This window comes from Nocardioides phosphati, assembly GCF_014646375.1.
Taxonomy (GTDB): domain Bacteria; phylum Actinomycetota; class Actinomycetes; order Propionibacteriales; family Nocardioidaceae; genus Nocardioides; species Nocardioides phosphati.
On record NZ_BMNI01000004.1, the window covers coordinates 70,802 to 84,991 of the forward strand.

Annotated in this window: 7 protein-coding genes; 3 read left to right on the top strand and 4 right to left on the bottom strand. The window is 71.6% G+C overall.

Going from position 1 to position 14,190, the window contains the following annotated elements:
* Window positions 1-3: 3 nt before the first annotated feature.
* From IEX47_RS09700 to pulA, 3 genes are read right to left on the bottom strand one after another with little or no spacing between them, the layout of a single operon-like run.
* The gene (locus IEX47_RS09700; RefSeq protein WP_188783814.1) at window positions 4-1,029 is read right to left on the bottom strand and encodes a LacI family DNA-binding transcriptional regulator; all 1,026 of its coding nucleotides are present in this window, start codon (window positions 1,027-1,029) and stop codon (window positions 4-6) included.
* The gene (locus tag IEX47_RS09705; protein ID WP_188783815.1) at window positions 1,030-2,775 is read right to left on the bottom strand and encodes a glycoside hydrolase family 13 protein; all 1,746 of its coding nucleotides are present in this window, start codon (window positions 2,773-2,775) and stop codon (window positions 1,030-1,032) included.
* Window positions 2,772-8,207, bottom strand: coding sequence for a pullulanase-type alpha-1,6-glucosidase (gene pulA / locus IEX47_RS09710; protein ID WP_229662772.1), 5,436 nt, complete (start codon window positions 8,205-8,207; stop codon window positions 2,772-2,774). The genes IEX47_RS09705 and pulA overlap by 4 nt, the downstream gene beginning before the upstream one ends.
* A 171-nt stretch (window positions 8,208-8,378) precedes the next feature.
* On the opposite strand from pulA, the gene IEX47_RS09715 reads away from it, so the two are divergent.
* Entirely contained in the window at window positions 8,379-10,442 is a 2,064-nt protein-coding gene (locus IEX47_RS09715) for a carbohydrate-binding module family 20 domain-containing protein (RefSeq protein WP_188783817.1), read from the top strand.
* A gap of 49 nt (window positions 10,443-10,491) precedes the next feature.
* Window positions 10,492-11,160: a YdeI/OmpD-associated family protein gene (locus tag IEX47_RS09720; protein ID WP_188783818.1), complete on the top strand. Its 669-nt coding sequence runs from the start codon at window positions 10,492-10,494 to the stop codon at window positions 11,158-11,160.
* 1 nt (window position 11,161) lies between these two features.
* On the opposite strand, the gene IEX47_RS09725 is transcribed toward IEX47_RS09720, so the two are convergent.
* Window positions 11,162-12,217 (bottom strand): NAD(P)-binding domain-containing protein, encoded by a 1,056-nt coding sequence (locus IEX47_RS09725; RefSeq protein WP_229662800.1) that lies wholly within the window; start codon window positions 12,215-12,217, stop codon window positions 11,162-11,164.
* A gap of 112 nt (window positions 12,218-12,329) precedes the next feature.
* On the opposite strand from IEX47_RS09725, the gene IEX47_RS09730 reads away from it, so the two are divergent.
* Window positions 12,330-14,015, top strand: coding sequence for a fumarate hydratase (locus IEX47_RS09730; RefSeq protein ID WP_188783820.1), 1,686 nt, complete (start codon window positions 12,330-12,332; stop codon window positions 14,013-14,015).
* The last annotated feature ends 175 nt before the right edge of the window (window positions 14,016-14,190 follow it).

A 14,190-nucleotide genomic window follows, 5' to 3' on the forward strand; every position in this document is an offset into this window, starting at 1 on the left:
GGATCAGGCCGTGCGGCAGCGGTCGGTCGAGCCGCGGAGCACGAGCTCCGGCTGGACCACGAACTCGGTGCGGTGCGCCGGGTTGCCGTTGATCTCGTCGACGAGCGCGTCGACCGCTGCGGTGCCCATCGCCTCGACCGGCTTGCGCAGGGTCGTCAGCGGCGGGTCGGAGAACGCCGTCATCGGGCTGTCGTCGAAGCCCACGACCGAGAGGTCGCGCGGGACGTCGAGGCCGCGCGCCCGCGCCGCCCGGATCGCGCCGAACGCCATGATGTCGCTGGCGCAGATGATCGCGGTGCAGCCCTTGTCGAGGAGCGCGGACGCCGCGGTCTGGCCGCCCTCGAGGGTGAAGAGCGAGTGGGCGACCAGGTCGCTGCCGTCGAGGCCGCGCGCCGCCATGGCCTCGGTGAAGCCGGTGACCTTGCGCGCCGCGGGAACGTAGCGCGCGGGACCGACCGCCAGGCCGATGCGCTCGTGGCCGAGCTGGGCGAGGTGGTCGACGGCCATCCGCATCGCCGCCTCGTCGTCGACGGAGACGAACGGCGCGGAGATCCGGTCGCTGTAGCCGTCGATGAGCACGAACGGAATGCCCCGCGCGCTGATGCGGGCGTAGCGCTCGTGGTCGGCAGTCGTGTCGGCGTGCAGGCCGGAGACAAAGACGATGCCGGTCACGCCACGGTCGATGAAGACCTCGACGAGCTCGTCCTCGGTCGACCCGCCGGGCGTCTGCGTGCCGAGCACCGGGATGTAGTCGTGGCGGGCGAGCACCTGCTCGATCACCTGCGCCATCGCCGGGAAGATCGGGTTGCTCAGCTCCGGGGTGATCAGGCCGATCAGGCCGGCACCGGCCTCGCGCGGACGGCCCGGGCGCTCGTAGCCGAGGACGTCGAGCGCCGCGAGCACCGCCTGGCGGGTGGTCGGCGACGGGCCGGGCTTGCCGTTGAGCACGCGCGACACGGTGGCCTCACTGACCCCGGCGTGCGCAGCGACATCAGCCAGCCGTGGAGTGGCCCGTCGACCTTCCGCCATCTACGAGTTCCACCAGGACGTGCTGTCCGGGGCGAGCACGACGTCGGCACCGTCGACGACGACGTCGGCGGAGCCGAGGAGCAGGCGGCCGGGCAGGGGCATGCGTACATGATCCCCTGACGTGTTCGCGATCACCACCACCGGGTCCCCCGCGCGCGGCGTACGACGGAAGGCGAGGACGCCCTCGGGCGCCTCGAGCCACTCCACGCCGTCACCAGCACCCAGCGCCGGCTGCTCGCGCCGGACCGCGATCGCGGAGCGGTAGAGCTCGAGCGTGGAGCCCGCGACGCCGGTCTGCGCCTCGACGCTCAGGTCGGCCCAGGCCGCCGGCTGCGGCAGCCAGCTCGGCCCGCCCACCTCCGGCCCGAAGCCGTACGGCGCCTCCGCGCCGCCCCAGGGCAGCGGGACGCGGCAGCCGTCGCGGAAGCCGTCCTGGCCGTTGTCGCGGTGGAAGGACGGGTCGGCGCGGACCTCGTCGGGCAGGTCGGTGACGTCGGGCAGGCCGAGCTCCTCGCCCTGGTAGACGTACGCCGAGCCGGGCAGCGCGAGCATCAGCAGCGTGGCCGCGCGGGCCCGGCGCAGGCCGAGCTCGCGGTCTCCGGGCGTGGTCATCTGGATGCCGGAGCCCGGCGGGTTGGCGAAGCGGGTCGCGTGGCGGGTCACGTCGTGGTTGGAGAGCACCCACGTCGGCGGGGCACCGACCTCGCCCATCGCGTCGAGCGTGATGTCGACGATCTCGCGCAGCGCCGCGGCGTCCCAGTCGGTGCACAGGTAGGAGAAGTTGAACGCCTGGTGCATCTCGTCGGAGCGGACGTACTGCGCAGCGCGCTGGAGCGTCGGCGTCCAGGCCTCGGCGACGAGGATCCGCTCGCCGGCGTACTCGGCCAGGACGCGGTGCCAGTCGCGGTAGATCTCGTGGACGCCGTCCTGGTCGAAGAAGGGCATCGGCTCGCTGCCGAGCAGGGTCAGCTGGTCCGCGCGGCCGATGTCGGGCAGACCCGCCGCCTTGACCAGGCCGTGGGCGACGTCGACGCGGAAGCCGTCGACCCCGAGGTCGAGCCAGAACCGCAGGATCGAGCGGAACTCGTCGTGGACCGCGCGGTGCTCCCAGTTGAAGTCGGGCTGCTCGGGGGCGAAGAGGTGGAGGTACCACTCGCCGTCGGCCACCTGCGTCCACGCGGGGCCACCGAAGATCGACTCCCAGTCGTTGGGCGGCAGCTCGCCGTGGGCACCGCGACCCGGCCGGAAGTGGAACCGCTGGCGGGCCGTCGAACCGGGGCCGTCGCGCAGCGCGCGCTGGAACCACTCGTGCTGGTCGGAGCAGTGGTTCGGCACCAGGTCGACGATCACCCGCAGGCCCAGCTCGTGCGCGTCCTCGATCAGCCCGGCGGCGTCGGAGAGGTCGCCGAACATCGGGTCGACGCGGCGGTAGTCGGAGACGTCGTACCCGGCGTCGGCCTGCGGCGAGGCGTAGAACGGCGACAGCCAGACCGCGTCGACGCCGAGGTCACGCAGGTACGGCAGGCGGGCCCGGACGCCCGGGAGGTCGCCGATGCCGTCGCCGTCGGCGTCCGCGAAGCTGCGCGGGTAGACCTGGTAGATCACGCCGTGACGCCACCACGCGGCGGCCTCCTCCGGCAGGGGCGCGGCCTGCACCTCGGTCTGCTCGCTCTGCACGTCGGTCTGCACGTCGGTCTGCACGTCGGTCTGCACGTCGGTCTGCACGTCGGGGATCGTCTGGGTCATCGGTTGCTCTCGTCTCGGGTGAACACGGCGACGGTGCGGGCCGGCACGCTGAGGGTGCCGGTCGCCTTGTCGTAGGTGGAGGTCTTGACCACGGCGTCGGCGCCGTGGGCCTGGATCGGGTGCAGGGCGTACGCCGTCCCAGTGGCGCCGGCGAGGACCTGCTGCTGTCGCTCGGGCGTGGCGTTGAAGACGACGACCAGGTCGCCCAGCGTCATCGTGATGACGCCGGGGGTCTCGTCGGGGCCGGACAGCGGGAAGGCGAGCCGGTCCTGGACCTGGGCGGCGGTGGCCAGCGAGAACGCGGGCTCCGTCTTCCTGATCCGCAGCAGGTCGCGCCAGGCCGCGGAAGCGGCGTCGATGTCGTCGCAGCCGACATGGATCGAGCCAAGCAGGTCGCGCGCCCACTGCCACTTCGACCGGTTGTCGGCCGCGGGCGGCAGGCCCCGGCCGAAGTCGTTGCCGTCGGCGCAGTTCCAGTGGATGGCGTTGAACCAGTCGCCGCTGTCGAAGGAGTTGCGGTCCAGCGACTTCGAGCGCAGCAGGTCGCTGCCGGCCTGCGCCAGTGACGGGCCCTGCGAGAGCGTGGCGGTCGCCATCGCCAGCACCTGCATACGCGCCCGGTCGGCGGCCTTCGTGCCGGTCGGCAGCTTGTAGGCCAGCGCGTCGAAGAGCGACTCGTTGTCGTGGGCGTCGACGTAGGCCAGCGCGTCCCCCGGCGCAGCCGCGTAGCCGGCCGGCTGGCCGTTGTAGTCGACGTCCGCACCCGACACCGAGCGGCCCCGGCTGTCGGTGAAGCGGTACGCCGCGAGGTCGCCGCTGAGCCCGACCTTGATCAGGTCCTGGTCGTGCAGCAGCCGCTGGCGCTGCTCGGCGGTCGTGCCGTTGGCCGGCGAGCTGTTGGGGTCGGTGAAGAGGCCCGAGGCGAAGCCCTGGACGCGCGGGTCGTCGTCGAACGGCCCGCCGCCACGCACCGCGTCGCGGGCCCGGTCGGAGAACGTGGCGATGCCGGTGCCGGCCATGTTCTTCTGCGTGGCCTGCACGAAGCGGGCGTCGTCGGCCACCTCGCCGAAGTTCCACCCCTCGCCGTACAGGATGATCTTCTTGCCGTCGACGCCGTCCTTCGCGGGCGTCAGGGCATCGAGTGCGGCCCGCACCGCGAGGATGTTCGCCTTCGGGTGGTGGCCCATCAGGTCGAAGCGGAAGCCGTCGACCTTGTACTCCTTCGCCCACGTCACGATCGAGTCGACGACGAGCTTGCCCATCATCGCGTTCTCCGGAGCCGTGTTGGCGCAGCAGGTGCTGCTCGCCACCGAGCCGTCGCCGAGCAGCCGCTGGTAGTAGCCGGGCACGACCTTGTCGAGCACGGACGTCTTGTCCTGACCGCTGGCGGACGTGTGGTTGTAGACGACGTCCATGACGACGCGGAGGCCGTCGTGGTTGAGCCCGGCGACCATCCCGCGGAACTCCCGCGTGCGGGCGGTGCCGTCGGGGTCGCTCGCGTAGGAGCCCTCCGGGACGGTGTAGTGGTACGGGTCGTAGCCCCAGTTGTAGGCGTCCTTCGCCGCGGTCTTCGCCACGCACTCCTGCTGCTGGTCGGAGTCGGGCGCGTAGGAGGCGAGGTCGCACGGGGGCGTCGCCTGGCCGGCCCGTCGCTCCGGCACGGTGGCGAAGTCGAAGACCGGCAGCAGGTGCACGTACGACGTGCCCGCGGCCGCCAGCGCCCGCAGGTGCTTCGAGCCGTCTGTGTCGCGGTCCGAGAAGGCCCGGTAGGTGCCCCGGTCCGCAGCGGGAACGGTGGTGTCGGCGACCGAGAAGTCGCGGACGTGGAGCTCCTGGATCTGGGCGTCGCGCAGCGGGACGGCGGCCGGCTTCCGCAGGCTCGACCAGCCGGTCGGCGCCAGCCCGGGGTCGTCGAGGTCGACGACGAGGCTCCGCTCAGAGTCGGCGGTCAGGGCCACCGAGTAGGGGTCGGTCACGAGGTTGGTGACGACCTTCGCGACGGTCGGCGCGAAGACGGTGACGGCGTACCGGTAGGGCTTGCCCTTCCACGAGGCCGGGCCGGTGACCGACCAGACACCCGTCGCGGCATCGCGGCGCATCGGCACCCGGTCGCCGCCGAGGTCGAGCGCGACCGCCTGCGCAGTGGGCGCCCAGACCGACAGGGTCGGGCGGCCGTCGTGGAAGACCGGACCGAGATGGGCCGACCGGGCGGGGGCGAAGAGGTCGTCGAGCGCCCCGGCCAGCTGCACGCCGGTGGCGGCCAGCACCGCGCCGGCGGCGTTGCGCTGGGAGGCGACGACCTGGCCGCGGACCGCCTCGCGGACGCGGTCGCGGTCGCGCGGGTCGACGGTCCACGCGGTCCTGTCGGCGAGGTGCGGGAAGGCGGCCTTCTGGGCGTCGGTCAGCGTGGTGCGCGACAGCCGCAGCCACCGTTCGTCGTCACTGGCCAGCACTCCCCCGTCGGCCTTGAGGGAGCCGTCGTGCGAGGAGACCAGCTGGGTCGAGGCAGCGCCGGCGACGCCGTCCCACACGACCGTGTCACGGTCGATCCAGACCGCCTTGGCGGCGGAGAGGTCGAGCGCGCCGGCACTGCCAGCGGCCTGCGGCAGCAGCGGCTTGTCGACCCCGTTGAGCAGCCAGACCTCGTGGCCGCGCGGCTGGGTGAGGTCGAGCGACTGGTCGGACGGGAGGTCCTTCTCGTCGCCCTTGTGCAGGATGTAGCTGAGGCTGGTCGCACCGGCCGCCAGCGGCACCTCGTAGACCGCGCCGTAGGCGTCCTGGCGCACGGGCTGCAACGGGGCGCCCCAGTCGGTCGGGCTGGCTGCGCCGGTCCACACGTGCAGTCCCCAGCCGTCGTACTGGCCGTCGGCCCGGTGGTAGTGGAGGACCGCCTTCGCGGTGTCCTGCGCCGGGTAGTCGGGGCGCTGCGTCGTGACGTCGGGGCTGCCCTGCTCGAGCCAGACCTCACCGGTCCTGGTGACGTCGATCGAGCGGTCGGAGGCGACGTCCTTGGTGCCCTGGCCGTCGATGACGAGGAAGCCGACGTTGGACGCGCCGGGCTTCAGCTTCACCCAGGCGAAGGCGCCGTAGGCGTCACGGCCGATGAACGGGTGGCCGGTCGGCCACGGCGTCGACTCGCCGTCGGCGATGTCGCCCCACGCGTAGAGGCTCCAGTCGCCGTAGGCGCCGTCCGCGCGGTGGTAGTGGACGACCGCGTAGTCCCGCGACGTCGCGGTGGGGACCTCGGGTGCCGGCGGGGTGCCGGTCTCGCTGCTGGCGGTGGCACTCGCGGTGTGGCCGGCCCCGTCGACGACGACCGCCTTGTACCGCAGCGCCGTGCCGGCGGGCAGGTCCGTGGGCAGCGCCTGCGTGACCTTGTACGGCGCGTGGTCGGCCGAGCCGAGCACCTTCCACGTCCCGTCACCGACCTGTGCGGCGAAGACGACGCGGTCGAGCGCACCTCCCGCCGCAGCGCCGTCGACGTCGGCGCTGACCTCGACGGTGCCGGTGGCGCCCCGGGCGGGGGCCTTCAGGGTGAGCGAGGGAGCGCTCGCCGGCGCGGGCAGGTCGTCGGCCGCCTCGTAGACCACCGCGGAGCGCCCAGGCACGGTCACCGTGACGCGACGGTCGGCGTCGGAGGTGATCCGGTCGATGGCGCCGTGGATGCCGCGGTACTCCATGCCGGCGGCGCCGGTCGCGAAGGTGGCGGTCTGCGCGTCGGCGGCGTTGTTGAGCGCCACGACGTACTCGCGCCCCGAGGAGGCGTCGGTGCGGGTGAAGGCGTAGACGCCGGGGCCGTCGGCGGCGTACCGCTGGACCTGGACGCCGTCGGCGAGGGCGGGGTGCTCGCGCCGCAGCTCGGCGAGGTCCGCGATCTGGCGGTAGAGGGGCGCGGAGGTGTCGAAGGAGTCGCTGGCGTGGGTGCGGTCGGTGCCGATCTCGTCGTCGTCGAGGTAGTCGGCGACCCGGGAGGCGAACATCGTCTGGCGCGCGTCCTTGTCGCCGCCGTTGCCGGTGAAGCCCTGCTCGTCGCCGTAGTAGACGACCGGGTTGCCGCGGCTGAGGAACATCACCTCGTTGGCCAGGCGGGCGCGCTGCAGCAGCTCGGCGTCGCTCGCGCCGGCGTTGTCGGCCTCGAGGAAGTGCCCGATCCGGCCCATGTCGTGGTTGCCGAGGAAGCTGACCTGCTCGTAGGCGTTGGCCTTGTCGGTCGTGTAGCGGTAGTCGTCAGCGAAGACGCCGGCCAGCCGCTGCGCGCTCGCGCCCTGCGAGGCGTAGGCGCGGGCGGCGTCCTGCAGCGGGAAGTCGAGGGTCGCGTCGAGCCGCCCCTGCGTGACGTACGGCGAGGTGACGGCCGTGTCGGCGGAGTAGACCTCGCCGAACATGAAGAAGTCCTTGCGGCCCTGCTTCGCGGCGTACGCGTCGAGGGCGGTGGCCCACTGGGTCCAGAAGTCCATGTCGACGTGCTTGACCGTGTCGATCCGGAAGCCGTCGATGTCGAAGTCGCGGACCCAGCGCTCGTAGATCTTCTCCATGCCCTGCACGACCTCGGGCCGCTCGGTCCACAGGTCGTCGAGCCCCGAGAAGTCGCCGTACGTCGTGGACTCGCCGGCGAAGGTCGAGTCGCCGCGGTTGTGGTACATCGTCGGGTCGTTGAGCCAGGCCGGGACCTTGGCGGCCGACGTCGGCTGCGGCGTGTAGGGGAACGCGTCGCGGTCCACCTTCGGGAACCCGCTCGCGCCGTCGGCGTACGCCGCGTCGTCGAAGGGCCGGCCGTCCTCGTCGAGGTAGGGGAAGGCGCCCTTGGAGAGGTAGTCGTAGGCCTTCTCGCGGTAGTCGATGCCGTCGGCGGTGTGGTTGGTGATGACGTCGAAGAAGACCTTCATCCCCTTGGCGTGGGCCTGGTCGATCAGCTCCTCCAGGTCGGCGTTGGTGCCGAAGTGGGGGTCGACCTGGGTGAAGTCGGTGATCCAGTAGCCGTGGTAGCCGGCCGACGCGGAGTCGCCGGTGCCCTGGACCGGGCGGTTCTTGAAGATCGGCGCCATCCAGATCGCGGTGGTGCCGAGCCCCTTGATGTAGTCGAGGTGCTTCGTGATGCCCGCGAGGTCGCCGCCCTGGTAGAAGCCCTTGTCGGTCGGGTCGTAGCCGGTGACCATGCGCGAGCCGACGAGGCCCCCACGGTCGTTGGCCGGGTCGCCGTCGGCGAACCGGTCCGGCATCACGAAGTAGAACTGCTCGCGCGTCGCGTCGTGGCGGGCCGGCTGCGCGGCCAGCTCCGCGTCGGACGGCGGCGCCGGGACAGCGGCGGGGACGGCGGCGGCACGGGCGGCGCCAGGTGCCGCTGACACCTCCCGGGCCGTCGCAGGAGAGGCCGCGACGAGCACGGCAAGGAGGGCTGCAAGGGCCAGCGAGGCGGGGCGTCCGGTGAACACCGCGTGACCGTAACCCGTCCGCAACCCTGCCTGCAAGCCTTTCGCAAGTTGCAGATTTTTCTTGCAGAAAAGCATTGACCCCGCGGTCTGGACCGCGCGAAGGTCGGCCTGACAGGTGTGGCGCCCATCACGCGGGAGACCACACGCCTCTCAGGACGGAGTCTCTCTGCAATGAGTCGTTTCCTCGCCCTCGCCGCCGCCGGCATCGCCGGCGCGGCCCTCGCCGTGGCAGGCCCGGTCACCCCGGTCCCGGCAGCCCACGCCGACGCCGCCACCAGCAGCGACGTGATCGCCAACCTCTGGGAGTGGAGCTGGCCCTCGGTCGCCCAGGAGTGCACCGACCACCTCGGCCCCGCCGGCTACGGCGCGGTCCAGGTCGCTCCCCCGGCCGAGTCCCTCAAGACCCCCACGCTCGCGTGGTGGGACGTCTACCAGCCGTACTCCTACAGCCTCGACAGCCGCTTCGGCTCGGCCGCGCAGTTCTCCTCGATGGTCGCGACCTGCCATGCCGCCGGCGTGAAGGTGTACGTCGACGCGGTCATCAACCACACCGCGGCCGCCACCGGGTCGGGCTACGCCGGCACGACGCTGAGCACGAAGTACGACACCCCGGACTACGACTACGGCGACTACCACCACCCGGGCGACGGCTACTGCAACGACGCCGACGGCATCATCGACGACTGGAACAACCTCTCCGAGGTGCAGAACTGCGAGCTCCTCGGGCTCGCCGACCTCAAGACCAGCGAGGACAGCGTCCGCACGAAGATCGCGGGCTACCTCAACAAGCTCCTCGCCACCGGCGTCGACGGCTTCCGGGTCGACGCGGTCAAGCACATCGCGGCCACCGACATGGCCGCCATCGAGAGCAAGCTCACCGCCACGAAGAGCGGCACCGCGCCGGACGTCTTCCAGGAGGTCTACCCGGGCAGCACCCCGCAGCCGGGCGACTACTACGGCACCGGCGACGTCCTCGACTTCACCTACGCCAGCAAGCTGAAGTCCGCCTTCCAGGGCAGCGTCTCCGACCTCGGCTCGCTCGGCTCGAGCGGGATCCTGCCGTCGGCCAACGCGGTCGACTTCGTGACCAACCACGACACCGAGCGCAACGGCCTGCACCTCTCCTACAAGGACGGCGCGACCTACGTGCTGGCCAACCTCTTCCAGCTCGCCCACAAGGACGCGACGCCGACGGTCTACTCCAGCTTCACCTGGACCAACAGCGACGACGCCCCGCCCAACTCCGGCGGCTACGTCACGCCGACCGACTGCGCGAGCAGCCAGTGGTACTGCCTCGACCGCAACACCGCCGTCGTCGGCATGGTCGGCTGGCACAACGCCGTGGGCTCGGCCGACGTCACCGACTGGCAGGCCAAGTCGTCCGACGTCATCGGCTTCGGCCGCGCGGGCAAGGGCTTCTTCGCGCTCAACAACGGCGCCAGCCCGGCGACGTACACGTTCGCGACGGGGATGGCCGACGGCAGCTACCAGAACGTGATCGACGGCGGCGCCACCAACGTCACGGTCAGCGGCGGCAGCGCCACGGTCACGATCCCGGCCAAGGGCGCCGTGGCGATCCGGCTCGGCGCGACCTGCACGACCGGCTGCGGCGGCACCGGCGGAGGCGGGACCACGGACCCCGCCACGGTCTCGGCGACCTTCAACGTCAACGCCTCCACGGCCCTCGGCACCAACGTGTACGTCGTCGGCTCGACGCCGTCGCTCGGCAGCTGGAACACCGCCGCGGCCGTGCCGCTCTCCGCTGCCGGCTACCCGATCTGGTCCGGGCAGGTGACGGTGCCGGCAGGCACGACGTTCCAGTACAAGTTCATCAAGAAGGACAGCTCCGGCGCCGTCACCTGGGAGTCGATCGCCAACCGCTCCGCAACCACCACGAGCTCCGCGCTGACGATCAACAACAGCTGGAACCTCGCGAACGCCGACGCCACCGACGTCACCTTCAAGGTCAACGCCACCACCGACCCCGGCACCAATGCGTACGTCGTGGGGTCGATCCCGGCCCTCGGCTCGTGGGACCCGAAGGACGCCATCCCGCTGTCGTCGGCGACCTACCCGGTGTGGGCGAAGGCGGCGATCGTGCCGAAGGGCACCAGCTTCACCTACAAGTACATCAAGAAGAACGCCTCGGGCGTCGTGACGTGGGAGTCGGGCGGTGACCGGTCGTTCACCACCGGCACCGGCACCGGCTACCAGACGAGCGACACCTGGAGCTGATCGCTGTTGCTGCTCGGGGGTGTCCCCGGCCGTCAGTAGGCTCACGCAGGTGAGCAGTCCTGGCAGGCCGGGCGGCACCCCCGAGCGTCCGGCCCTCTTCTTCAGCGCGCCGGAGGAGTTCGCCGCGTGGCTCGCGGCCCACCACGCCACCGCGCCCGACCTCTGGATGGGCCTGCGCAAGAAGCACGTCGCGAAGCGCGGCGAGGACCCCGGCCTGACCTGGGAGGACGCCGTCGTCGAGGCGCTCTGCTGGGGCTGGATCGACTCGCGCGTCGAGCGCATCGACGAGGACTCCGTCCGGCAGCGGTGGACGCCCCGCCGGCCGGGCAGCAGCTGGAGCCGGATCAACCTCACCACCGTCGAGCGGCTGATCGCCGAGGGCCGCATGCAGCCGTCGGGCCTCGCCGTCTACGAGGCGCGCAGGAAGGAGGCCTCGGGCTACACCCATGAGGCGCCCGCCGACGTCGCCGTCCCCGCGGCCTACGCAGCGCTGATGGCGGCCGACCGCAAGGCCTCGGCCTTCTGGGAGGTCGCGACGCCGTCGTACCGCAAGATCTGCATCGTCTGGGTGACCGGCGCCAAGCAGCAGGCGACCAACGACCGCCGCATGGCGCAGCTGCTCGAGGACCACGCCGCCGGGCGGATGATCCCCAGCCAGCGCTACGGCGACCAGCCGAAGTGGGTCGAGCGCGCGGCCGAGGCCGCCCGCAACGCCTGACTCAGGCCGTCTGCTCGTCGGCCGTCGCGAGATACCGCTGGACGGCGTGTGCCGCGGCCCGGCCCGCACGCGTCGCGCCGATCGTGCTCGCCGAGGGTCCGTAGCCGACCAGCTGCACGCGGGCATCCCGCGCAGCCGTCACCGCGGTCTGGACGTCATGGCTGGTGGTGAGCAGCCGGATGCCGCCCTCCGGCCCCCGCAGGTGCAGCGGCGCGAGGTGGTCGACGGCCGGCCGGAAGCCGGTGGCCCAGAGGATGACGTCGACCGGCTCGAAGGAGCCGTCGGCCCAGCGCACGCCGCTCGGCTCGACCCGGGCGAACATCGGCCGGCGGGCGGCGTACGCGCCGAGGCGCTCGGCCTCCCGCTCCTGCTCGCGCAGCGCGAGGCCGGTCACGCTCACGACACTGGCCGGTGGAAGTCCCCGTGCGACCCGCTCCTGGACCAGCGTCACCGCGTCGCGGCCGACACCCTCGTCGAAGCCGTCGCGCCAGACCGGCTCGCGCCGGGTCACCCAGAGGGTCTCCGTGAGCGGCGCGAGCTCGCCGAGGAACTGCACGGCCGAGGCGCCTCCGCCGACGACCAGCACCCGCTTGCCGCGGAAGTGGTCACGGCCCGGGTAGTCGACGGTGTGCAGCTGCTCGCCCCGGAAGGCCTCGGCGCCGGGGTAGTACGGCACGAAGGGACGCGTCCAGGTGCCCGTGGCGTTGACCAGCGTGCGCGTGCGCCAGCTGCGGTCGCCGGCGTCGACGACGAGCAGGTCGCCCTCGCTGGTGACCCGGTCGACGGCGACCGGCCGGACGACGGGCAGCTGGTGCAGTGACTCGTAACGGGCGAACCACGCCGGCACGACGACGTTCGCGCGGTCGGCGGAGCCGCCCGGGGCAGCGGCGTCGGGCAGGTCGGCGACGCGGTGGACGTCGTTCATCGAGAGCGAGTCCCAGCGGTGCTGCCACGCGCCGCCCGCGTGCTCGTCGCGGTCGAGGACGACGTGGTCGATGCCGAGACGCTTCAGGTGGTACGACGCCGAGAGCCCGGCCTGTCCCGCTCCGATCACCACTGCGTCGTACGTGTGCACGGGAGAGGAACGCCGACGGGCCGGCGACGATTCCGCCCGTGCGGGTGAACGGACTCACGCGCGCACAGCGGCGGCGCCGTCGTACGCTTCCGCCGTGGCTGAAGCAGAGTTCAAGTACTCCGACCTCCTCCCCCTCGGCAAGGACGACACTCCTTACCGCCTGATCACGACGGAGGGCGTCGAGACCATCGAGGTGGGCGACCAGACCTTCCTCAAGGTGGCGCCCGAGGCGATCCAGCAGCTGACCGAGGCGGCGATGCACGACATCAGCCACTACCTCCGGCCGGCGCACCTGTCGCAGCTGCGCAAGATCATCGACGACCCCGAGGCGTCGGGCAACGACCGCTTCGTCGCGCTCGACCTGCTGAAGAACGTCAACATCTCCGCCGGCGGCGTGCTGCCGATGTGCCAGGACACCGGCACCGCGATCGTGATGGGCAAGAAGTCCGAGGGCGTCCTCACCGGCGCCGACGACGCGGAGTACGTGTCGAAGGGTGTCTACGACGCCTACACCAAGCTCAACCTCCGCTACTCGCAGCTCGCCCCGCTGACGACGTACGAGGAGAAGAACACCGGCACCAACCTGCCGGCGCAGATCGAGCTCTACTCCACCCCGTCCAAGGACGGGAAGCCGGAGTACAAGTTCCTCTTCATGGCCAAGGGCGGCGGCTCGGCCAACAAGTCCTTCCTCTACCAGGAGACGAAGGCGGTGCTGAACCCCAAGCGCCTGCTCGAGTTCCTCGACGAGAAGATCAAGTCCCTCGGTACGGCGGCCTGCCCGCCGTACCACCTGGCCGTCGTCATCGGCGGTACGTCGGCGGAGTTCGCGCTGAAGACCGCCAAGTACGCCAGCGCGCACTACCTCGACAACCTGCCGACCGAGGGCTCGATGAGCGCCCACGGCTTCCGCGACCTCGAGCTCGAGGAGCAGGTCTTCAAGCTCACGCAGGACTTCGGCATCGGCGCGCAGTTCGGCGGCAAGTACTTCTGCCACGACGTCCGCGTCGTCCGTCTCCCCCGCCACGGCGCCTCGTGCCCCGTCGCGATCGCGGTCTCGTGCTCGGCCGACCGCCAGGCGCTCGGCAAGATCACCGCCGAGGGCGTCTTCCTCGAGCAGCTCGAGACCGACCCGGCGCAGTACCTCCCCGACACCGAGGAGCAGCACCTCATCCAGGGCGGCGAGGTCGTGAAGATCGACCTCACGCAGCCGATGCCGGAGATCCTCGCCGAGCTCTCGAAGCACCCGGTGAAGACCCGCCTCTCGCTGACCGGCCCGCTCGTGGTCGCGCGCGACATCGCCCACGCCAAGATCCAGGAGCGCCTGGACGCCGGCGAGGGCATGCCGGAGTACATGAAGAACCACCCCGTCTACTACGCGGGCCCGGCCAAGACCCCCGACGGCATGGCGTCCGGCTCGTTCGGCCCGACCACCGCCGGTCGCATGGACTCCTACGTCAAGGCGTTCCAGGCCGAGGGCGGCTCGATGGTCATGCTGGCCAAGGGCAACCGCTCCAAGCAGGTCACCGAGGCGTGCAACGAGTTCGGCGGCTTCTACCTCGGCTCGATCGGCGGCCCCGCCGCCCGTCTGGCGCAGGACTGCATCAAGTCGGTCGAGGTGCTGGAGTACCCCGAGCTCGGCATGGAGGCGGTCTGGAAGATCGAGGTCGAGGACTTCCCCGCCTTCATCGTCGTCGACGACAAGGGCAACGACTTCTTCACCGACCCGGGTGGCTCCGTCACCGTCCCGCTCTCCGGCATCCGGGTGCGCTCCGCGGAGTGACGCCCGTACGACGCTGACGAAGGCCCGGTCCGAGCACGGACCGGGCCTTCCTCGCTCACTGGCCCTGCCCCGGAAGCGTCATCGTTCCGTTACCGGACCAAGGGGGCATTCTTCGGCCGCACGACGTAATCTGCGGCGGTGGCGCCACGGGGGTGCCCGGTTTCATCGGGGGAAC